The following is a 21613-nucleotide window of genomic DNA, read 5'->3' as shown; positions in this document are numbered from 1 at the left end:
AGATGATAAAGCCCTGCATTGCAGGGCTTTTTAATATCTGAAACAAACTTACTGGCCGGATGCGACACGCTCGGCAAATTTCGCTTCTTTCGCCGCTTCACTGTTCAGGTCACGGCTCAGATAAATACCGGTCAGCAGACCAATTGCAGAGAGCGCCAGCACGTAGTACGCAGGAGCCATCGGGGTCAGACGCATAATGAGCGTCACGAAGATCGGCGTCAGGCCGCCGAAAATCGCATATGCCACATTGTATGAAAAAGAAATACCGGTAAAACGCACTTCAGCCGGGAATGCCCGTACCATCACATAGGGCACGGCACCGACCACGCCCACGCTCAGTCCGGCGAGCGCGTACATGCCCATCAGTACCGACGCATCCGCCGCAACCATGTGATAGAACGACCATGTGCAAATCCCCAGAAACAGGCTGCCGAAGATGAATGTTTTGCTGGCACCAAGCCGATCCACAACGCTGCCTGAGATGATGCAGCCAACCATCAGCGCCACGGTGGCCAGACAGTTTGCCTGCAATGCCTCTGCAGCCGGAATACCGAACTGTTTCTGCAGCCAGGTTGGCGTCATCAGTATCACCACCACGATCCCGGCCGATAACAGCCAGGTCATCAGCATCGAGACCACAATTTCTTTTTTATGATTGGCGACGACGGCTTTCAGAGGCAGCTCTTCCGCCAGCGCTTTGTGCGCTTTCATCTCAATAAAGACCGGCGTTTCCTGTAACCAGCGGCGCAGATACATGGCGATCAAACCAAAAATGCCGCCAATAAAGAACGGAATACGCCAGCCGTATTGACTGATTGTTGCCGGCGTCATGCTGGTGTTCAGTAAAGTTGCCACCAGAGAACCCAGCAGGATCCCCAATGTTAAACCGGCCGTCAGCGTTCCACAGGCAAAACCAATGCGGCTGCGCGGCACGTGCTCAGCCACAAACACCCATGCACCCGGGACTTCACCGCCAATAGCCGCGCCCTGCAACACGCGCATCAGCAGTAATAACAGCGGTGCTGCAATGCCAATCGACGCGTAAGTCGGCAATAACCCCATCGCCAGTGTCGGCAAGGCCATCAGCAGAATACTCAGACTGAACATACGCTTACGACCCACTACGTCCCCGAAATGCGCCATGATGATGCCGCCCAGCGGACGTGCCAGATAACCGGCGGCGAAAATGCCGAAGGTCTGCACCTGGCGCAGCCAGTCGGGCATATTAGCCGGGAAGAAGAGATCGCCAATGACCGCCGCGAAGAAGACGAAAATGATGAAATCGTAAAATTCGAGTGCGCCACCTAATGCAGCCAGGGACAGCGTTTTGTAGTCCTGCCGGTTCAACCGGCGCGATTGTGCGTGTTGCATAGGGATACCGTCAGACACCAGAGTGTAAAATGGAAAAAGGTTTTGCCACCTCATGTAAAGTAATCATTACTATAACGGCAAATATTTTTCACACCAGAGTGCCTGACGCGTAACTTCTGTTAATTTGGAAATCGGGGGCTATTCAGTTTTTTGTATCGCGGCGGGCACTTTTTGGACGAAAAGCTGCTACCACTTCATCATGCGTTTCGACGTAAGGTCCATCGAGAAGCTGGATGCAGTACGGCACGCTGGCGAAAATACCGGAAACAATCACCTTACCGTCAGCATCTTTCAGGCCTTCCAGCGTTTCCTGAATTGATTTCGGCTGACCGGGTAAATTGAGGATCAGCGCCTGTTTGCGGATAACCCCAACCTGACGCGATAAGATCGCCGTCGGCACAAAGTGCAGGCTTATCTGGCGCATCTGCTCACCGAAGCCCGGCATTTCACGATCGGCCACCGCCAGCGTGGCATCCGGCGTGACGTCACGGCGTGCAGGGCCGGTTCCGCCAGTGGTCAGCACCAGATGACAGCCACTCTCGTCGACCAGTTCGCTGATCGCCTGTTCAATCAGCGGCTGCTCATCTGGGATCAGTCTTGTTTCCAGTTTGTATGGGGTAATAAGCGCTTTCTCCAGCCACGCTTCCAGCGCCGGAATGCCTTTATCCTGATAAACACCGTTTGAGGCGCGGTCCGACACCGATACCAGACCAATTCGGAATGTATTCATGCTATTTCTCCACAGCATTTTTCTTCGTAATTTGTCTCAGTATATCGGTAAGCGGCCTGTGGTTTTATCGCAGGCACAAAAAAAGCGGCTGATTAGCCGCTTTTTGTCGAAAACTGAGCGCTGATTACAGCAGGTCAGAAATCATTTTTTCCAGTTTACCCTGGTCAACTGCAAACTTACGGATACCGTCAGCCAGTTTGTCGATAGCCATCGGATCCTGGTTGTGTTCCCAGTAGAACTGAGATTCAGTCAGTGGCGCAGGACGTGGTTTGGTTTCACCGGAGAAGGACAATTTGCGCTCCAGCGGACCTTCGCTTTCTGCCAGCTCTTTGAGCAGCGCAGGAGCGATAGTCAGACGGTCACAACCAGCCAGTTCGATGATTTCGCCGATGTTACGGAAGCTTGCGCCCATCACGACAGTTTCGTAGCCGTGTTGTTTGTAGTATTCGTAGATTTCGGTCACAGACACCACGCCCGGATCTTCATTCGGCGCGAACTCTTTCTTGTCGCCATTGGCTTTGTACCAGTCGAGGATACGGCCAACGAATGGAGAAATCAGGAACACACCCGCTTCTGCACAAGCACGAGCCTGAGCGAAGGAGAACAGAAGGGTCAGGTTACAGTTGATGCCTTCTTTTTCCAGTTTTTCCGCAGCGCGGATACCCTGCCAGGTAGAAGCGAGTTTGATCAGGATACGGTCGTTGGTGATGCCCGCATCGTTATACAGTTTGATCAGACGTTTGGCTTTGGCCACGCTCGCGTCAGTGTCGTAAGACAGACGGGCATCAACTTCTGTTGAAATGCGGCCCGGAACCAGTTTCAGAATTTCCAGACCGATGTTTACTGCCAGTTTGTCAGCGGCATCAGTAATCTGCTGGTCGTGATCGCTGCTCTGGTCACGTGCCCAGGCGATTGCTTCGTCGATCAGTTTACGGTATTCAGGAATTTGCGCAGCGCTGAGGATCAGTGACGGGTTGGTGGTCGCATCCTGCGGCTGGTACAACTTCATTGCCGCGATATCTCCGGTGTCAGCAACAACCTGAGTCATTTGGCGTAGGGAAGTCAGTTTATCGGTCATTTTGGCATATCTCATCGTTTGGACGTTTTCGTATAGGCATTTTCATGCCTTGCCTTTGGCTGATGATAACATGCAAAAAGCCACGCGCAAGGCGCATCTCGCGGCATGCTCGGCTACGAACATCTATGGATTTATCACCTTCCAAAACACACAATTTCAGCCAAAATGCATATGTCACCGGTTTGATAAAAAAGGTATGTTAGCCATCCAAAGTGGTCATTGCCCTTAAGCCAATTAATAAAAACGATGAAGGGTAAATCAACCAAGGACAATTCATGAATGACTTGCTGGAATTTTTCGACACTATTCTCTGGAGCACAATCCTGATTTACCTGCTGTTTGGCAGCGGTATTTATCTCACTTTCCGTCTTGGGTTCATTCAGTTTCGTCGTTTTGGCCACCTCTTCTCTCCGTCACTTTTTAAACGCAACGCCGATCCTCGCGGAACATCCCCCTGGCGCGTACTTTGTCTGAGTATGGCTTCACGAATGGGTACCGGTAACCTGACAGGCGTGACTATTGCGATTGCGCTCGGCGGGCCGGGAGCCATTTTCTGGATGTGGATTATTACTCTCTTCAGCATGGCGACCGCGCTGATAGAAAACACGCTGGCGCAGATTTACAAAGGCACCAGTGCGCGTAACAAATTTCGTGGTGGCCCGGCAGACTACATGGAGAAAGGGCTGGGAATGCGCTGGATGGGGATCCTGTTTTCCTTCCTGATGGTCATTTCCTGCGGCTTTATTTTCAGTGCGTTACAAGCTAATTCGATTGCTCAGGCATCATTCCATCTCCTGCATGTTCCGCCGCTGACAACCGCCTGTATTTTAGCGGCACTGGTTGCTCTGCTGATTTTCGGCGGGATCCGCGCCGTTACCTGGCTGTCCAAATGGATGATCCCGCTGATGGCCATTGCCTGGCTGCTGCTGGCCGTTTGGGTCATTGGTCATCATGTCGAAAAACTTCCACAAGTCTTCGCACTGATATTCAAAAGCGCCTTCGGCCTGCAGGAAGCGGCATCCGGCGCGCTGGCTTATGGCGTGACTCAGGCGATAACTCAGGGGATGCAGCGCGGGGCTTTTGCCAGTGAAGCCGGTGTCGGTTCATCGCCAAATGTCGCGGCGATGGCAGCAGTCAGCCATCCGGCTGCTTCGGGTTTTAACCAGATGCTGGCGGTGTTTATTGATACGGTGGTAATTTGCACCGCTACGGCGTTGATTATTTTAACGTCCGGCGCGTTGGATATTCCCGGAGCGCCCACGGGAATTCGCCTGCTCCGCCTGGCCATCGACCCCACATTGCCAGAATGGAGCTCGGTTATTCTGGCGATGCTGGTGTGCGCCTTTGCGTTCACTTCAATCGCCGGCAACTATGTCTATGCTGAAAACAATCTCAGTTTTGTTCACAGCGCTGCCCCGGTTAAGTTGCTGATTTTCCGGTTGCTGGTCATTGCGATGGTTTTCGGCGGCTGCCTGATGGAACTCCAGATGCTTTGGAAGCTGGCTGATATCTTCATGGCGCTGATGGCCATACTTAATCTCACCGCCCTGCTGCTGCTTTCCGGCATCGCGGTAAAAGTGGTTAAGGATCACGAGCGGCAGCGGCGGATGGGAAAAATACCGGTCTTCAATCCTGACCATTTCCCTGAATTACGCGGTCAGCTTGAGCCGGGTGTGTGGGATAAAACGTCATCTCCGCGCTGATTTTCACCGCTTTTACCTATTGCTGTCATGCCTCCATCGCAGTGACTTTTTTGCTACAGTATGGCAACGAAAAATTCTGAATTTGAACCGTCACTGACCAACGGACAAGACTATGCTGACCATTATTTCACCTGCCAAAACGCTCGATTACGAAAGCCCGCTTGCGACAACGCGCTATACCCAACCAGAGTTGCTGGATAAATCCAGTGAACTGATCACCGTGGCGCGTAAAATGTCCCCGGCGCAGATCGCTTCACTGATGGGGATCAGCGATAAACTGGCCCATCTGAACGCTGAACGCTTCAATGACTGGCAGCCGGATTTCACCCCGAAAAATGCCCGACAGGCGCTTCTGGCCTTTAAAGGTGACGTGTATACCGGTCTGCAGGCGGAAGATTTCAGCGAGAAAGATTTCGATTTTGCCCAAAAACATCTGCGCATGTTGTCCGGTTTATACGGTCTGTTGCGTCCGCTGGATTTAATGATGCCTTATCGTCTGGAAATGGGTATCCGTCTGGAAAACCCGCAGGGTGCGAATCTGTATGCGTTCTGGGGCGATTTACTGACTGAAAAACTGAATCTGTTACTCCGCGAACAGAAAAGCAAAGTGCTGGTGAATCTGGCGTCTGATGAATACTTCAAAGCGGTGAAACCTAAACTGCTGGATGGCGAAATCATCAAACCTGTCTTCCTTGATGAGAAGAACGGTAAGTACAAAGTCATCAGCTTCTACGCAAAAAAAGCGCGTGGCCTGATGAGCCGGTTCATTATCAAAGAGCGTCTGGATAAGCCGAAACAACTTCAGGATTTCAACCTGGAAGGTTACGAATTTGATGAATCACGCTCACAGGGCAATGAGCTGGTATTTACCCGCCCGGAACGCTGATCTACCTGAGCAGTATGCGTAAAAAAGCCCTCGCGAAGAGGGCTTTTGCATTTCTGAAGCACGGTCTTTATTCAGGCAGCGCCATCAGGAATGCGCGCATTTCACTGAAATCAGCCGGAAGGTTATGCGACAGCAACGGCAGATCTGCGCGATCCGCCAGTTCTTTCGGCAAACCGATGTCCTGATCCAAAATCGCTTCCACGCTTTCTTTGAATTTCGCCGGATGCGCAGTACCGATGAACAGACCAAATTCGCCCGGTTGCAGCTGATCACGCAGTACACGGTAAGCAATAGCCGCGTGAGGTTCAGAGATATAACCGATATTCGCCAGCTCGCGCATCGCATCTTCGGTGGTGTCATCGCTGACTGCGCCAAAGCCCAGATCTTTCAGCTGCCAGGTTTTACGACGATACAGTTCTTCCACACGTGGCCAGTTATTTGGCTGGCTGACGTCCATGGCGTTCGACAATGTCGCTACGGTTTTCTTCGGATCCCATTCACCGTCAGACAGGAAACGCGGCACGGTATCATTGGCGTTAGTCGCTGCGATGAAGCGTTTCACCGGCAGGCCGAGAGATTTCGCCAGCAGACCGGCGGTCAGATCCCCGAAGTTACCGCTTGGCACGGAAACAACCAGCTGATTGCGCGCTTCCTGCGGCAACTGAGCCACTGCTTCAAAGTAGTAGCAAATCTGCGCCAGCAGACGGCTGATATTGATGGAGTTGGCTGAGTTCAGCTTCAGCGCGTGTTTCAGTTCTTCATCATCAAACGCCTGTTTGACCAGCGCCTGACAGGCATCAAAATCACCGTCGATGGCGACAGTGTGAATGTTACCGCCCAGCGTACAGAACAGTTTTTCCTGCAACGGACTGATTTTGCCGCGCGGATACAGGATCACTACACGGACATTTTTCAGACCGTGGAAAGCGTGCGCCACGGCTGCGCCGGTATCGCCCGACGTTGCCGTCAGAATGGTCACCGGCTGGTCGCCTGAAACCTGCGTCAGGATCTGCGCCATGAAACGGCCACCGAAATCTTTGAATGCCAGGGTCGGACCGTGGAACAGTTCCAGACAGGCAATGTCTTCTTCCACTTTCACTACCGGTGCCGGGAAAGCAAAGGCGTTTTTCACACGCTGATGTAATTCCTCTTCAGGAATTTCATCGCCGATGAAAGCAGAAAGAATGCGGCTGCTGCGGGTGACGAAATCCAGTTCCAGCAAGCGGTCGATTTCAGTCAGTTCAAATTCAGGCAGATCCAGCGGGAAGAATAACCCCTGCTGTTTTCCAAGACCTTGTTTGACGGCCTGAGCAAAGCTGACCTGCTCGTTGTGATCCTTCAGGTTGTACAGTTTCATTAGTTATCCCAATAAATTATCGAGTTATCCCAATACCCGCGCGCCCGCGGTATCAAGACGACAAATATGAACAAAGCCTTCGTCATTTTGCAGATAGTGCGTCTGCAGCCAGTCAGCCATACGTTTCGCTGTCGCGCTGTCATTACAAACCGCAAACAGCGTCGGACCGGAACCCGAAATCCCGCAAGCCAGTGCACCGATTTCTTCTGCGGCGCTGCGTGCTTCTGCAAAGCCCGGCAGCAGACGGGTACGATAAGGTTCAGCAATCACATCTTTCATCAGTTTCGCAGCCAGCCTAGGTTGCTGCGTGTGACAGGCATGAATAAAGCCCGCCAGATAACGACCATGGCTGATGCAATCCTGACGGCGATACTGCGCGGGTAAAATAGCACGCGCTTCTGCCGTCGACACTTTGATGCCCGGATACGCCATCACCCACAACCAGTCGTCAAAGCTTGGCACGTTCTGGCTGATAATATCGAGTTCTTCCAGCATCAGCTGAATGCCGCCCAGATAGCAGGGTGCGACATTATCGAAATGCACGCTGCCGGAAATACGCCCTTCCAGCTCGCCCATCAGCAACAGCATCTGGTTTTCACTGAGCGGCTTACCGCAAAATTCATTCATCGCCATCAGACCGGCGACCACCGAACAGGCGCTGGAACCCAGGCCGGAACCGATCGGCATGTTTTTTTCCAGCGTCATCGCCACCGGCACTTCTTTGCCGATTTCCTGACAGAAACGCTGCCAGCACTGATAAACGATGTTGTCTTCCATGCGGTCAGGCAGTTTAGACACAAACTTGCCTTCGTTTTTCAGACTGAACTCTGTGGCCGCTTCAACAGAAACGCAGTCGCCCAGCAGCGTGCCATCGACCGGAGACACGGCCGCGCCCAGCACGTCGAAGCCTACGCTGACGTTCCCGATTGAAGCCGGGGCATACACCTTAACCATATTAAACTCCTAACTTCCATGACAGCGTTCTCAAAAGATCGGCAAACACACCTGCCGCCGTCACATCATTCCCGGCGCCGTAGCCACGCAGAACCAACGGCAACGGTTGATAATAGCGGCTGTAAAACGCCAGCGCATTCTCACCATTTTTTACTTTATAAAGCGGGTCATTACCATCGACGGCATCGATTTTTACCTTGCACTGACCGTCTTCGATAGCCCCGACATAACGCAATACTTTGCCTGCAGCGGTAGCATCGGCCACGCGTTGGGCGAACTCTGCATCCAGTTCCGGCAAGCGTGCAACAAAATCACTCACGCTTCCTTCGCTGTTAAAGGACGCCGGTAAAACAGATTCCACATCGATATCCGACAGTTCGAGTTTGTAACCGGCTTCACGCGCCAGGATCAGCAACTTACGCGCCACGTCCATACCGGACAAATCATCACGGGGATCCGGTTCGGTATAGCCCATTTCCTTCGCCTGCAAGGTCGCGGCGGACAGCGACATGCCTTCGTCCAGCTTACCAAAGATGAAGGACAGAGAACCGGACAGAATACCGGAGAAACGGAGCAGTTCATCACCGGCATTCAGCAGGTTTTGCAGGTTTTCAATAACCGGTAAACCCGCGCCGACATTGGTGTCGTAAAGGAACTTACGGCGTGAACCATCAGCCGCTTTGCGCAGCTGATGGTAGTAGTTCATTGAAGACGTGTTGGCCTTTTTGTTTGGCGTGACCACGTGGAAACCGTCGGCGAGGAAATCGGCATACTGATCGGCCACTTCCTGACTGGACGTACAGTCGACGATCACCGGATTCAGCAGGTGATATTCTTTCACCAGACGGATCAGACGCCCCAGATTTAGCGGTTCTTTCGCAGCAGCGAGTTCATCACGCCAGGTTTCCAGTGCAATACCGTGAACGTTGGTCAGTAACGCGCGGGAGTTAGCGATGCCACACACGCGCAGATCGATGTGTTTGGTTTTCAGCCACGCCTGCTGACGGCGGATCTGTTCGATCAATGCCCCGCCCACACCGCCGACGCCGATCAGGAATACTTCGATCACCTGATCGGTATTGAACAGCATCTGATGGCTGACGCGCACGCCGGTGGTCGCATCGTCATTATTGACGACCACGGAGATAGAACGTTCGGAAGAGCCCTGAGCGATCGCCACAATGTTGATATTGGCGCGGGCCAGAGCCGAGAAAAATTTCGCTGAAATGCCGCGCAGCGTGCGCATACCGTCGCCGACCACGGAAATCACCGCCAGCTTTTCCATGACGTCCAGCGGCTCGAGCAGGCCGTCTTTCAGCTCAAGATAGAACTCGTCTTCCAGCGCTTTACGGGCGCGTTGCAGCTCGCTTTGCGGCACACAGAAACTGATGCTGTATTCGGAAGAAGACTGCGTGATCAGCACCACGGAAATGCCGGAACGGGACATCACGGCAAACACACGCGCTGCCATGCCGATCATCCCTTTCATTCCCGGACCGGAAACGTTGATCATCGCCATGTTATTCAGATTAGTGATGCCTTTTACCGGCGTGCTGTCATCAAGGCTTTCGCTGCCAATCAGGGTACCCGGCGCCTGCGGGTTTGTGGTGTTTTTAATCAGGCAAGGGATCTGGAACTGGGCAATCGGCAGGATGGTACGCGGGTGAAGGACTTTCGCGCCAAAATACGAAAGCTCCATCGCTTCCTGATACGACATCGATTTCAGCAAGCGGGCATCGGGTACAGTGCGCGGGTCACAGGTATAAACGCCATCGACATCAGTCCAGATCTCGCAACAGTCAGCGCGTAAACAGGCAGCCAGTACGGCGGCTGAATAGTCGGAGCCGTTACGGCCCAGCACCACCAGTTCGCCCTTTTCATTACCGGCAGTGAAACCGGCCATCAGCACAATGTGATCGGCAGGGATGGCGCTGGCGGCGATACGGCGGGTGGATTCGTTGATATCCACGGTGGATTCAAGGTAATGCCCCTGTGCGAGCAACTTTTCAACCGGATTGATGACGGTGACGCCGAAGCCTTTCGCCAGAAATACCGCTTCCATGATGGCAATGGAAAGTTTTTCACCACGACAGATAATGGACGCATTCACACTGTCCGGACATTGGCCCAGCAGGGTAATGCCATGCATCAGTTGTTTGAGCTGAGCGAATTCGTGATCGACAAATGCTTTCACCTTTGGCAAATCAAAACCCGGCTGCGCCGCTGCCAGACCGGTAATCAGCTGACCAAAAATGTTTTCTGCATCGCTCATGATGGTTTGAATGTCCTGTCCTGCGACAGTTCGCTCAATCATGGCCACCAGATAGTTGGTAATTTTGGCAGGCGCGGATAAAACCGTTGCGACCTGTCCCTGACGCGCATTGCTTTCCATAATGTCCGCAACCCGCAAGAAGCGTTCTGCGTTTGCTACCGAGGTCCCGCCAAATTTCAACACTCGCATTTCTGGTACTCTCCTGAAGCTCTCGTTTAAATGTAAAAAAAAAGCCCGCACTGGTTAGGTGCGGGCTTTTTTTCTTTTTCCTGTACGCGTCAGCCCGCCCCGTTACCTGTGGTATCGGTGGTGGTAATAATTGTTGTATTCAGGCTGATGATTCGCATTTTTATTTTCTGTCTGTCTTAGGGTTTGTACTCTGTCTGCCTCTATTAGCTAAAGCATAAGGCACGACAAGTCAATTTTTTTCTATCTTTCACCGCTTAGTCACGGACAAAATCAACTGTATAATCGTCTGCCTTTAAAACCCTTTCCAGTGTGATCGCCACCTGTGTTCCCATCACGCCGGATATCGAACTGTTCAGGCCGAAAATCCCCTCACATCATGAGGTCAGCTTTTTTTCGATGTCATGCAGCAAAGTATGCAGCATTGCGGCGTCACGCTGCTGCAAAAGACCCAGGCGCTGATGCAACCAGTCGGACAATTTCTGGTCATCTTCTGCCCCGACATTTTCAAGCAAACGCCCGACTCTGGCACGCAACGCGGAAAGCTGTCCTGCTTCGGCAATTTCAGGTTTTGCCGAGGTCACATGATTCAGCGAAGATAGCTGATAACAGAACACCATCACCGCCTGCCCCAGATTGAGTGACGGATAATCGGCCACCATCGGTACGCCGGTCAGCACATCCGCCAGTTCCAGCTCTTCATTCGTCAGACCGGAATCTTCACGACCAAAGACCAGCGCGGCATGATTGACCCACTGGCTCTTTTCTTCGAGCTGCACCTGCAATTCCTGCGGCGTGCAGTAATAGTGAAATTTAGCCCGGCTGCGGGCAGTTGTGGCTACCGTAAAATCGATATCAGCCAGCGCATGCTCAAGCGTATTAAAATGGAGAGCATTTTGCAGGATCTCCTGCGAACCATGCGCAACCCAGCCAGCTTCCGGCCTGAGATGCGCCTCACTGTCGACAATACGTAACGATGCGAAACCCATGGTTTTCATTGCACGAGCTGCCGCACCGACATTTTCCGGGCGAGCCGGCGAAACTAAAATAATATGAAGTTGCATATCGGGCCTTTGCAAAAGGGAAAGAATTGACGTCAGTATTTAAGCGATGAAATTTTACCCTGCTCCAAATCTATTCATGGCTTATATTCTTCACAAGAACTTAACAGTCGGCTGAATATATTCCTTTATTTTATCGGAAAACCTTACCTTGCAGGTAAAAAAGGTGCTGGCCCGATTAAGCAAACAGGAAAGAAAAATTTATCATTATTTTTCATATGGATATATAATAAGGAATCATCACCATTTTGCATTTATCTCCCGATTCTTAATCATTTGCTGAATCGTGTACAATAAATGCTGAAATGTGACTCAAGCGTGCATTCTTGTAAGTGTTTTTCACTGTTCTGTTACCGTGCTACAATTGAACTTGATATATGTCAACAAACCGTAATTTTGTTGAGTGGTAATTTCGGCACTCGCTGTTATATTGCTGTTAATAGGGTTAGGATATGCGCCGCTTTAGGACCCCGTGGAACTGCAGAAAGTGGAATCCCTGACCGAGCTTGCGATGTTGTTGTCGTTGATGGAAATTGCATCGAGAACGCGTTTACGTACTTTAGTCATGTAACGAGTGAGATGCCCAATAAAGCATCAAAATTCTCTGGGATAACAAGGACTTCTGTACTCCTATTTTCTATTTGTTGGCAATCTTAGGTAGCAATCATGCAGACCCCTCACATTCTGATCGTCGAAGACGAGTTAGTGACACGTAATACGTTAAAGAGCATTTTTGAAGCAGAAGGCTACATGGTACATGAAGCTAATGATGGCGCAGAAATGCACCATATTCTGTCCGAAAATGACATCAATCTGGTTATCATGGACATCAACCTGCCAGGCAAAAACGGCCTGCTGCTGGCACGCGAATTACGCGAACAAGCCAGCGTTGCTTTGATGTTCCTGACTGGCCGCGATAACGAAGTTGATAAAATTCTGGGTCTGGAAATCGGCGCTGATGATTACATCACTAAGCCTTTCAACCCACGCGAACTGACTATCCGCGCACGCAACCTGCTGTCCCGCACCATGAATCTGGGCACCACCGGCGAAGAACGCCGTCTGGTTGAAAGCTACAAATTCAATGGCTGGGAACTCGATATCAACAGCCGTTCGCTGGTGAGCCCGCAAGGTGAGCAGTACAAGTTACCGCGCAGCGAATTCCGCGCCATGCTGCACTTCTGCGAAAACCCGGGCAAGATCCAAACCCGTGGCGATTTGCTGAAGAAAATGACCGGCCGTGAGCTGAAGCCTCATGACCGTACCGTTGACGTCACTATCCGTCGCATCCGTAAACATTTCGAAGCGACGCCTGATACCCCGGAAATCATCGCCACCATTCATGGTGAAGGCTATCGTTTCTGCGGTGATCTGGAAGACTGATACAGAAGGTTGCCAACCGCACTGCATCCGGTGAGACGGTACCCAAACAAACGTTAAAGGCCAGCGAAAGCTGGCCTTTTGTTTTTTGCGCAGTGCTGAGAACTCACGGAGCGGTGTGCGCCCACGGAATAATCGGTACCGCGCTCAATGCGTTTTTCGGTGAACCATCCACCACTTTATCGGAGTAGCTCAGATAAATAAGTGCGTTGCGATTCGCGTCATAAAAACGGACCACCTGCAGCTTTTTAAACACCAGCGATGTGCGTTTCTGAAAAACAACCGTTCCTTTGTCTTTGCCTTGCTTAATCTTGTCGCTCAACTCAATCGGGCCCACCTGCTGACAGGAAATCGCGGCATCAGCAGTATCTTCTGCCAGCCCTAAACCGCCCTTGATGCCACCGGTTTTCGCACGACTGATATAACAAGTTACATTTTTAATATCAGGATCATCAAAGGCCTCGACGACAATTTTATGGTCGGGACCGAAGAGTTTGAAGACGGTATCGACCGAACCCACCTGCTCTGCATGTACCGCTGAAGAACAAAAAGCAAACATCGAAAAAACAAAAATCCAACATCTATTCATTAAGTTACTCCACGTCATCAGCATGACGTTGTTTTGCAAAGAAACCCTGCGGGGAAAGCGTGTATTCACACTTTCGGAATGAAATACTCTGTAACACAGGCAAATAGCACAGATAGCCAAAAAAATCTTAGGAAGTCTTATCGGTAAAAAGTTGCTATTATGCCGCCCATCATTCTGTGCATTTATCTTAGTTCAACGAGGACGATCTATGGATCAAGCAGGAATCATTCGTGACCTTCTTAGCTGGTTAGAAACCCATTTAGACCAGCCCTTGTCACTCGACAATGTCGCAGCCAAGGCCGGCTATTCCAAGTGGCACCTGCAGCGCATGTTTAAAGATGTCACTAATAATGCCATTGGCGCTTATATTCGTGCCCGCCGTTTGTCGAAAGCGGCCGTTGCCTTGCGTCTCACCAGTCGCCCGATTTTAGATATCGCCCTTCAGTATCGTTTTGATTCTCAACAAACATTTACCCGGGCATTCAAAAAACAATTTGCACAAACACCGGCACTGTATCGTCGTGCTGAAGACTGGCATTCGTTTGGAATTTGTCCGCCAATCCGTCTGGGCGCTTTTATTCTGCCGCAGCCGGAATATATCTCACTGCCGGAACAACATCTGGTCGGGATGACACAGAGTTACGCCTGTACGCTGGAGCAAATCACCACGTATCGAAACGAGATGCGTCGTCATTTCTGGCGTCAATATATTGGTGAAGCAAAAACGCTGCCACCAATACTTTATGGCCTGCACCATTCGCGTCCAAGCCAGGAAAAAGATGACGAGCAGGAAGTATTGTACACGACCGCGCTGGAAGCTCAGCACCTGCCGGAAAACGTTGAAGGTCAGCCGATTGTGTTGCAGCACGGCGAATATGCCATGTTCCACTACAATGGCACGCCGGAGCATTTGCAGGAGTTTATTCTGACGCTGTACAGCACCTGTCTGCCGACATTGAAACTGACCCGCAGAAAGGGACAGGATATCGAACGCTTTTACACGAATGGCCGTGCCCCGGGCACTACGCCAACCGAACTACAGTGTGATTACCTGATCCCAATCCGCCGCTAACGCCTTCTGGCGTTAGCGTTGCAACTCGTCTAACGCGGGCAGTTCCAGATGTGATACATCGCCCGCTGTTTCCACAATCCAGCCATTAGCCAGCCATGCACTTTGCTGGTGATCGACACGCGATAAAGAACAGTTACGCAGACGCAGACGACGTTCCGCATAAGCAGGCAGCCCGAGGATGGTACTGATCAGGCAACCCAGTGCAATACCGTGACTGACCAGCAAAGGCTTACTGCCTTCCGGCAAATCCAGACAGCTGTCGAGTGCTGCACGCATACGCTCAGCCAGTTCCGTCATCGTTTCACCTTCAGGAATACGCCCTTTCGGTGAACCATCGACCATCTGCTTACGCCATACTTCTTCCTGCTCTGTCAGGCCGTCCAGAATACGTTCTTCCAGCACGCCCATATGTAATTCGCGCAAACGCGGCTCATTGATCACTTCACACCCGCAGGCATCAGCGATAATCTGCGCCGTATGGCGGGTACGTCCTAAGTCACTGGTGATGACGTGGGTGATCCCTTCATTACGCACACGCTCAGCAACCTGACGCGCCTGATAAAGACCTTTGGCCGTCAGCGGGCTGTCTGATTGCCCCTGAATACGGCGTGCGGCGTTCCATTCTGTTTCGCCGTGACGGACGAGATATACCTGTAACATGAGTGTTTTCCGTTATACTGCGTGAAATTTGCTAAAGGATGCTAAAACTCTATGTACCATGTTGTCGCTGCAACCACTAACCCGGCAAAGATCAAAGCTATCGCCATGGCTTTTGAAGACATTTTCGGCGCTGAGGCATTCCGCATTGAAGGCGTTGACGTCGACAGTGGTGTTCCCAGTCAACCTATCGGCAGTAATGAAACCCGTACCGGTGCGCGCCATCGCGTTATCGGCGCCCGCCAGGTTCGCCCCGAGGCAGACTTCTGGGTCGGCGTGGAAGCGGGTATCGAAGACAATATGACCTTCGCCTGGATGGTGATTGAGAATATGCACCAGCGTGGTGAATCCCGTTCAGCGAGCCTGATGTTACCTGAAATTATTTTACAAGGAATTAACCAGGGCAGCGAACTGGGAGATGAGATGGAAAAACTGACGGGTATCACAGAAGTAAAACGTAAAGGCGGCGCGATCGGAGTCTTTACAGCAGGAAAATTGACCCGCACCAGCGTTTATCATCAGGCGCTGGTACTGGCTTTAGCGCCTTTTCATAATTCGGTGTATCAGGTCAGAACCCAAACACACTAAAATATCAGACGATAACGGACGCTTCAGTCGTCCGTTTTGTCTGTCAGCAGGTGCTCACTCAGCCATTCCTTAAGCTCCGCCGGTGCTGTTTTCAGGCCATTCGATCCACGTGTTATCGTGGCGATACCCGCTCCCAGCTGGCTTTTCAGCTCACGCTGACTCAACTCTCCGCGCATCAGTTCCTGAATAATCCGCACCCGTGTACCCAGCGCCGCACGTTCGTCGGGCGTAAGCAGCAGTTGCAACAAATCCTGATGCAGATTTTCAGCAAAAGAATGCTGCAGCAATGCCAGAAAGCATTGCCAGTCCTCATTGCCTTGTTGGGAAAGAGCAGGGTCATTGATTGGTCGTTGGGTCATGATGGCTGCCATACTATTAAACTAGTACAGCAGCTTACCATAAACGACGAAGGATCAGTAACGCCTCTGCCATTCGGCATCCGTCAAAATCTTGGCGGGTTGATGTAAAAAATAGCGATAAAACGCATCATATGCCAACACATTTTTAACATATCGACGAGTTTCAGAGAAAGGGATACTCTCGATAAACGCCACCGAATCCACCCGGCCCGCGCTGTTACCTAACCAGGTATTTACGCGTGAAGGCCCGGCGTTATATGCCGCGCTGGACAAAATACGGTTGCGCCCAAACATCTGATAGACATATTCCAGATAACTGGTGCCGATCGTTATGTTCATCTGCGGATCCAGTAATTGCCCCGGATTGCTGTAGCCCTGCAACCCAAACATATCGACGGTATGTTGCGCAGTCGCAGGCATCACCTGCATCAGACCGGCTGCGCCCACCGGCGAACGGGCTTTCGGATTCCACGCACTTTCCTGACGGGCAATCGCCATCGCGTAGCTTTGCGTGATGCCCTTATCGTTGGTCGCACGACGGAATTCATCCGGCCACGCCAGCGGGAAACGCTCTTCGAGATAATCCCACAGCTTGCCGGTAATGGTGGCTTGCACGCTGAGATCCGGCCATTTTTGCTCGAACGCATAACGCGCCAGCGCCGACTGCTGCGATTCCGTGCGGCTGCTGACCAGATAACTCCATTCGGTACGCGCCAGATTGTCCATCTGCCAGTACATCAGCTCACGCACACGCGCCACTTCCGGCAATTTCGCAATACTTGAATCTGGCTTAGCCGCGACAGAAATCTGCATCGGATAAGTCACGTTCAGCTTTTGCGCCGCTGCCATCGGATAGAATCCGCGGCCTTTCATTAACGTACGCAGCATCGCTTCGCCCTGCGAGCGCTGACCGTTGTCAATCATCACTGACGCACGCCAGTACTGCCATTCATCTTCCTGCAGGGCATCCGACGGCAAGCGTTGCAGCCACTGGTTCAGCCCCTGGCGATCTCCGGCGGCCAGCGCCATACGGATGCGGCGTTCGACAAGCGTGGTGGAATGGCTGCGCAAAATGACGTTATCGCGCCAGGCGGCCTGTTCCGGTGTGGCGTCGCTGCCCATATAACGCCAGGCAACGGCTTCTTCCAGTTCGAGCCGGTCGCTGTCACTCATCTTCTGCAAGCGCACAAGCACCGGGATCATCGAACGGGCATTCTCGGAATCATCACGGGCAATGCGCGCGAAGGTAATGCTGGTCGCGTTACGGGTAAAATCAGTCGGACCGACATTGCGCGCAAAGCTTTCGAGGGTATTCGGATTATTTTGCAGATCGACAAGCGCATCGCGCATGGTCTGATAATCCGGCGGCAACTGCTTTGCCAGATAACTGACCAGACTGGTGTTCCCCGCTTTCATCGCCAGGCCAATTCGTTGCAGCGTCGTCAGCGCGGTCTGATTGCCTGCGCCCTGCCAGACCGAGAACAATTTATCGCAGGTATTGGGCAGTGATGTGCCGGTCAGCCAGATGTCTTTCGCACCATCAAACGCGGTTTTCTGATCGCCGGTCGCCCATTTGGCGTAATAGTAGTTACAGCGCGCCGCCACCGGTTTCGGCGGTTGCGGGCTGAATGAAAGCAAACTGTTCCAGTCCTGACGGCGCGCCAGTTCATTGACAAAGCGGGCTGGCAAAGAACGCGCAGGCGGCAATGTCGGGTTCGCTTTCACAAATGCGTTCACCTGCGCCGGTGTCGCGTCCCCCAGTTCCTGCGTCAGCTGCCGGTATTCGAGATAAGGATAAAGAGGATAGTCTTCCAGCGTCGGCATCAGCTGGCTGACAACGTCCATCTGATTGTTATCCCATGCCTGTTTAATCTGCATATAGTGCTGGCGCTGTGCGTCCAGCGAGTCCGCTTTCGCCACGCCCGATGCTGTTACCAGCAGCACGCTCAGTGCCAGAGAATGCCATTTGTCCACCTTGACCATACTTACCTTTATCCTCGCGGGTTGTGCCGAAACTGTTCTGCATTGTGTAGACAGCTACTACGCTAATCGATTCATTTTTAAAATTGAAGCGATGCGGAGACAGCATCACAAACTTTACACAGTGTGGTGCAAGCGTCCGGCACTTACCAGACGGCGGCAGATCTATTTTCTGTCACAGAACATCGCGGCAGGAATAATTTGAGCGGACATTATACCCGCAGATAATTAACGGGTATTCACCTGTTAATTACAAATAGATAGCAGCCTTACAATTCGAAATTAAATAGCCACACTGACAAAACTCAGCTTTATTTACATCAATTTACCCAGACAACCACTTCCTAAACAAACGTTAAATAAAATGGGAATAATACGCAAATTCCTAACTCATATAAGCCAATGTTTTTTAATGATTTTCATTATTTAATTAGCTACAAAAAGTATTTATTGGCTCAGATCAAATTTATTTACGCTCAATTAATTATGATTACTCCCTATTGTAAAATTGATTAATTGATATTCGCTATTTCGCCGTCAGGATTGAAATATTAATAACAGCCCAGTTCTTCGCTTATGGAAAAGTATATGACTCATTCAACTTCATCGGTAAAAACGAATGCCAGCCCTTCTTCCTCTGCCGCAGCAGAAAACAAAAACTGGTATCAGATTAGTAGTAACGACGCTATGCAGCGCCTTGAAACCGGCGAAAATGGCCTGACGCGGCAGGAAGCCAGCGAGCGCCTGAATAAATATGGCCCGAACGCATTACCGGAAAAACAATCCAAAAGTGCCCTGATGCGTTTTCTGGCGCACTTCAATGATGTCCTGATTTACATCCTGCTCGCCGCCGCCGTCGTGACCGGTGCTATGGGACACTGGGTCGATACCTTTGTCATCCTGGGCGTAGCGGTGATCAATGCGCTGATTGGTTTTCTGCAGGAAAATAGCGCCGAAAAATCACTGAAAAGTATTCAAAACATGCTGTCCAGTCAGGCCGTAGTGATGCGTGACGGACAAGTTCAAACCATTAATGCCGACCAGCTGGTGCCCGGCGATATCGTGCAACTGCGTCCCGGTGACAAAATCCCGGCAGACATCCGTATCGTCAGCGCGCATAACCTGCAGGTCGAAGAAGCTATCCTCACCGGCGAATCCACCGTCGTCATCAAAAACGCTCAGGTCATCGATGATGACGTCATGATCGGCGATCGCCACAACTTGCTGTTCTCCGGCACCATGATCAGCGGCGGCACCGCCACCGGTGTGGTTTATGCCACCGGTCAGGACACAGAGCTGGGCCACATCAGCCAGATGATGTCAGCGATTAAAGCGCAGCGTACTCCGCTGTTGCAGCAAATCGACAAACTGGGTAAAGGCATCTTCGCGCTGATCCTGCTGATGATGGCTTTCCTGTTTGTGTTCGCTTTTATCCTGCGTGATATGCCGCTGGGCGAACTGCTGCTGTCGCTGATCAGTCTGGCTGTCGCATCGGTTCCGGAAGGTTTACCGGCAATTATCTCGATTATTCTGTCGCTGGGCGTGCAGTCGATGGCGCGTAATCATGCCATTATCCGCAAACTGCCGACCGTCGAAACGCTGGGCTCAATGACCGTCATTTGCTCGGATAAAACCGGCACGCTGACCATGAATGAAATGACTGTGAAAGCGGTGATTCTGGCAGACCGTGCTTACGATGTGGAAGGGGAAAGCTACCAGCCGAAAGGCCGCATCGTGGATGCCCACACGCAGCGCCAGGTGGATGTCATCAGTATGCCGGTGCTCAACACCTTCATCACTGCCGTGGATATCTGTAACGACAGTCAGCTGATGCAGGACGAAAGAGGTCACTGGGGAATTACCGGCGGGCCGACGTCCGGAGCACTGAAAGTGCTGGCAGCGAAAGCCAGTCTGCATACCGGTCAGGTTGAATCTCTGGATAAAATCCCGTTTGATTCCAAACATAAATACATGGCGACCTTGCAGCGCATCGGCGGCAAAACCCAGTTGTTTGTGACCGGCGCACCGGATGTTTTGTTCTCCTTAGCCAAGCTTGAGCTGACCGAAAACGGCGTCCAGCCTTTCCGCCGTGAGTACTGGGAAGAAGAGATGGCGCGCTATGCCCGTCAGGGTCTGCGCATGGTGGCTGCGGCTATCAAAGATGAGCCGGAAATTGCAGGCGATCTGAACCATGACCACCTGCAGGAAGGACTGGTGTTCACCGGGATTGCCGCCATGATGGATCCGCCACGCCCTGAAGCCATTGATGCAATTGCACAGTGTCAGCAGGCCGGGATCCGCGTGAAGATGATCACCGGTGACCATCAGGAAACAGCGATGGCTATCGGCAAAATGTTAGGCATCGGCAACAGCGGTGACTCCATCACCGGTTACCAGCTTGAGCATATGGATGACGCTGAACTGGCCGTCGCTGCCAGCCAGTACGATATTTTTGCCCGTACCAGCCCTGAGCATAAATTGCGTCTGGTCAAAGCCTTGCAGGAAAACGGCGAAGTAGTCGGGATGACCGGCGATGGCGTGAATGACGCGCCAGCGCTGAAACAGGCCGACGTCGGTATCGCAATGGGTATCAAAGGCACCGAAGTCACCAAAGAAGCCGCAGACATGGTTCTGACCGATGACAACTTCGCGACCATCGCCAGTGCGGTAAAAGAAGGACGTCGCGTTTACGACAACCTGAAGAAAACGATTCTGTTTATTCTGCCGACTAACCTCGCGCAGGGGCTGCTGATTATCCTGGCGATTCTGGCCGGTGCGGTGATCCCGCTGACGCCGGTGCAGATCTTATGGATGAACATGGCGACCTCCACCACGCTGTCGTTCGGTCTGGCCTTCGAGCCGGGTGAGAAAGGCATGATGCGTCGCCGTCCTCGCGCACCAGGCCAGCACGTACTGGACCTGCATGCCGTCTGGCGTATCGCTTTCGTCGGTATTTTGATTGCCTGCAGCGCCTTCGTTCTTGAAGCCTGGATGCAGCCGCGCGGCTACAGCAGCGATTTAATCCGCACCGTGCTGTTACAGACGCTGGTTACCGCGCAGTGGGTGTATATGTTTAACTGCCGCGTGATGGACCGCTTCCCGCTGACCCGCGAAGTGTTCGTTAACAAAGGATTGTGGATTGTTTCCGGCGTATTACTGGTGCTGCAACTGGCGCTGATCTATCTGCCAGTCATGAACCAGTTGTTCGGCACCGTGCCGATGCCGCTGAAATTCTGGGGCATCACGCTGGTGGTCGGTGCGATGATCTTCGTGATTGTCGAAATCGAGAAATGGCTGGTTAACCGCTTCATCCGCAAGAAAGTCTGACGATTTATCCTTATGCCGGGTTACCTTCTGTAGCCCGGCGTTTTACGATAAAAAACGTCACAA

The 21613-nt window shown here is 52.0% G+C and carries 18 protein-coding genes and 1 other annotated feature; of the genes, 6 read left to right on the top strand and 12 right to left on the bottom strand.

The features are described from left to right. Positions 1-48: 48 nt before the first annotated feature. The 3 genes from EC840_RS19330 to tal all read right to left on the bottom strand — a co-directional run bounded on the left by EC840_RS19330 (position 49) and on the right by tal (position 3179). Positions 49-1371, bottom strand: a complete 1323-nt coding sequence (locus tag EC840_RS19330; protein WP_129639693.1) for an MFS transporter — start codon at positions 1369-1371, stop codon at positions 49-51. Positions 1372-1513: 142 nt separating this feature from the next. Beyond that, complete coding sequence (gene mog, locus EC840_RS19325) at positions 1514-2101, bottom strand: molybdopterin adenylyltransferase (RefSeq protein ID WP_112291897.1); 588 nt, start codon at positions 2099-2101, stop codon at positions 1514-1516. A 124-nt stretch (positions 2102-2225) separates the two neighbouring features. Beyond that, a complete protein-coding gene (tal, locus tag EC840_RS19320) occupies positions 2226-3179 on the bottom strand; it encodes a transaldolase (RefSeq protein ID WP_112291902.1) in 954 nt (317 codons plus the stop codon). Between the two features lie 275 nt (positions 3180-3454). Here tal and EC840_RS19315 point away from each other — a divergent pair, with 275 nt between their 5' ends. Continuing rightward, positions 3455-4882, top strand: coding sequence for a sodium:alanine symporter family protein (locus tag EC840_RS19315; protein WP_129639691.1), 1428 nt, complete (start codon positions 3455-3457; stop codon positions 4880-4882). Positions 4883-4994: 112 nt separating this feature from the next. Then, positions 4995-5768 (top strand): peroxide stress protein YaaA, encoded by a 774-nt coding sequence (yaaA, locus tag EC840_RS19310; RefSeq protein WP_113876308.1) that lies wholly within the window; start codon positions 4995-4997, stop codon positions 5766-5768. A gap of 67 nt (positions 5769-5835) precedes the next feature. On the opposite strand, the gene thrC is transcribed toward yaaA, so the two are convergent. The 5 genes from thrC to EC840_RS19285 all read right to left on the bottom strand — a co-directional run bounded on the left by thrC (position 5836) and on the right by EC840_RS19285 (position 11601). Continuing rightward, positions 5836-7125 (bottom strand): threonine synthase, encoded by a 1290-nt coding sequence (gene thrC, locus EC840_RS19305; protein WP_113876307.1) that lies wholly within the window; start codon positions 7123-7125, stop codon positions 5836-5838. A 24-nt stretch (positions 7126-7149) separates the two neighbouring features. Further along, positions 7150-8079 carry a homoserine kinase gene (thrB, locus tag EC840_RS19300; protein ID WP_112288869.1) on the bottom strand — a complete coding sequence of 310 codons (930 nt, stop codon included), beginning with the start codon at positions 8077-8079 and terminating at the stop codon, positions 7150-7152. Position 8080: 1 nt separating this feature from the next. Further along, positions 8081-10540, bottom strand: coding sequence for a bifunctional aspartate kinase/homoserine dehydrogenase I (gene thrA, locus EC840_RS19295; protein ID WP_112288870.1), 2460 nt, complete (start codon positions 10538-10540; stop codon positions 8081-8083). A 34-nt stretch (positions 10541-10574) separates the two neighbouring features. Then, positions 10575-10691, bottom strand: a sequence feature (Thr leader region). Next, a complete protein-coding gene (gene thrL / locus EC840_RS19290; RefSeq protein WP_071823645.1) occupies positions 10630-10698 on the bottom strand; it encodes a thr operon leader peptide in 69 nt (22 codons plus the stop codon). It overlaps the preceding feature by 62 nt. A 216-nt stretch (positions 10699-10914) precedes the next feature. Then, on the bottom strand, positions 10915-11601 hold the full coding sequence (locus EC840_RS19285; RefSeq protein ID WP_132966647.1) for a tRNA/rRNA methyltransferase: 687 nt from the start codon (positions 11599-11601) through the stop codon (positions 10915-10917). A 663-nt stretch (positions 11602-12264) separates the two neighbouring features. Between EC840_RS19285 and arcA the strand changes: the two genes are divergently transcribed. Continuing rightward, positions 12265-12981: a two-component system response regulator ArcA gene (gene arcA / locus EC840_RS19280; RefSeq protein WP_112168192.1), complete on the top strand. Its 717-nt coding sequence runs from the start codon at positions 12265-12267 to the stop codon at positions 12979-12981. Positions 12982-13084: 103 nt separating this feature from the next. Here arcA and creA read toward each other — a convergent pair whose 3' ends face one another. Continuing rightward, a complete protein-coding gene (creA, locus tag EC840_RS19275) occupies positions 13085-13567 on the bottom strand; it encodes a protein CreA (protein WP_113876305.1) in 483 nt (160 codons plus the stop codon). A gap of 208 nt (positions 13568-13775) precedes the next feature. Here creA and robA point away from each other — a divergent pair, with 208 nt between their 5' ends. Next, the gene (gene robA / locus EC840_RS19270) at positions 13776-14639 is read left to right on the top strand and encodes an MDR efflux pump AcrAB transcriptional activator RobA (protein ID WP_095924588.1); all 864 of its coding nucleotides are present in this window, start codon (positions 13776-13778) and stop codon (positions 14637-14639) included. Positions 14640-14651: 12 nt separating this feature from the next. Here robA and gpmB read toward each other — a convergent pair whose 3' ends face one another. Beyond that, positions 14652-15299: a 2,3-diphosphoglycerate-dependent phosphoglycerate mutase GpmB gene (gene gpmB, locus EC840_RS19265; RefSeq protein ID WP_113876304.1), complete on the bottom strand. Its 648-nt coding sequence runs from the start codon at positions 15297-15299 to the stop codon at positions 14652-14654. A 51-nt stretch (positions 15300-15350) separates the two neighbouring features. Here gpmB and yjjX point away from each other — a divergent pair, with 51 nt between their 5' ends. Next, positions 15351-15884 carry an inosine/xanthosine triphosphatase gene (yjjX, locus tag EC840_RS19260; protein ID WP_112288874.1) on the top strand — a complete coding sequence of 178 codons (534 nt, stop codon included), beginning with the start codon at positions 15351-15353 and terminating at the stop codon, positions 15882-15884. A gap of 23 nt (positions 15885-15907) precedes the next feature. Here the strand turns inward: yjjX and trpR are convergent, their stop codons facing one another. After that, positions 15908-16243 carry a trp operon repressor gene (trpR, locus tag EC840_RS19255; protein ID WP_112288875.1) on the bottom strand — a complete coding sequence of 112 codons (336 nt, stop codon included), beginning with the start codon at positions 16241-16243 and terminating at the stop codon, positions 15908-15910. A gap of 54 nt (positions 16244-16297) precedes the next feature. Beyond that, the gene (gene sltY / locus EC840_RS19250) at positions 16298-18217 is read right to left on the bottom strand and encodes a murein transglycosylase (RefSeq protein WP_181955513.1); all 1920 of its coding nucleotides are present in this window, start codon (positions 18215-18217) and stop codon (positions 16298-16300) included. A gap of 594 nt (positions 18218-18811) precedes the next feature. Between sltY and EC840_RS19245 the strand changes: the two genes are divergently transcribed. Next, positions 18812-21550 carry a cation-transporting P-type ATPase gene (locus EC840_RS19245; RefSeq protein ID WP_132966645.1) on the top strand — a complete coding sequence of 913 codons (2739 nt, stop codon included), beginning with the start codon at positions 18812-18814 and terminating at the stop codon, positions 21548-21550. The last annotated feature ends 63 nt before the right edge of the window (positions 21551-21613 follow it).

Origin of the sequence: Rahnella sp. JUb53 (genome assembly GCF_004346065.1) — a bacterium.
Lineage (GTDB): Bacteria > Pseudomonadota > Gammaproteobacteria > Enterobacterales > Enterobacteriaceae > Rahnella > Rahnella variigena.
Note: the sequence above shows the minus strand (reverse complement) of the source record. Positions and strands in the feature narration are given on the sequence as shown.

Bases quoted from the DNA above. Each gene is read 5' to 3' on its own strand.
- thrA (WP_112288870.1), bottom strand. From the start codon at position 10,540: ATGCGAGTGTTGAAATTTGGCGGGACCTCGGTAGCAAACGCAGAACGC.
- tal (WP_112291902.1), bottom strand. From the start codon at position 3,179: ATGACCGATAAACTGACTTCCCTACGCCAAATGACTCAGGTTGTTGCT.
- yjjX (WP_112288874.1), top strand. From the start codon at position 15,351: ATGTACCATGTTGTCGCTGCAACCACTAACCCGGCAAAGATCAAAGCT.
- thrC (WP_113876307.1), bottom strand. From the start codon at position 7,125: ATGAAACTGTACAACCTGAAGGATCACAACGAGCAGGTCAGCTTTGCT.
- yaaA (WP_113876308.1), top strand. From the start codon at position 4,995: ATGCTGACCATTATTTCACCTGCCAAAACGCTCGATTACGAAAGCCCG.
- trpR (WP_112288875.1), bottom strand. From the start codon at position 16,243: ATGACCCAACGACCAATCAATGACCCTGCTCTTTCCCAACAAGGCAAT.
- EC840_RS19315 (WP_129639691.1), top strand. From the start codon at position 3,455: ATGAATGACTTGCTGGAATTTTTCGACACTATTCTCTGGAGCACAATC.
- mog (WP_112291897.1), bottom strand. From the start codon at position 2,101: ATGAATACATTCCGAATTGGTCTGGTATCGGTGTCGGACCGCGCCTCA.
- gpmB (WP_113876304.1), bottom strand. From the start codon at position 15,299: ATGTTACAGGTATATCTCGTCCGTCACGGCGAAACAGAATGGAACGCC.
- EC840_RS19330 (WP_129639693.1), bottom strand. From the start codon at position 1,371: ATGCAACACGCACAATCGCGCCGGTTGAACCGGCAGGACTACAAAACG.
- thrB (WP_112288869.1), bottom strand. From the start codon at position 8,079: ATGGTTAAGGTGTATGCCCCGGCTTCAATCGGGAACGTCAGCGTAGGC.
- EC840_RS19285 (WP_132966647.1), bottom strand. From the start codon at position 11,601: ATGCAACTTCATATTATTTTAGTTTCGCCGGCTCGCCCGGAAAATGTC.
- robA (WP_095924588.1), top strand. From the start codon at position 13,776: ATGGATCAAGCAGGAATCATTCGTGACCTTCTTAGCTGGTTAGAAACC.
- EC840_RS19245 (WP_132966645.1), top strand. From the start codon at position 18,812: ATGACTCATTCAACTTCATCGGTAAAAACGAATGCCAGCCCTTCTTCC.
- creA (WP_113876305.1), bottom strand. From the start codon at position 13,567: ATGAATAGATGTTGGATTTTTGTTTTTTCGATGTTTGCTTTTTGTTCT.
- arcA (WP_112168192.1), top strand. From the start codon at position 12,265: ATGCAGACCCCTCACATTCTGATCGTCGAAGACGAGTTAGTGACACGT.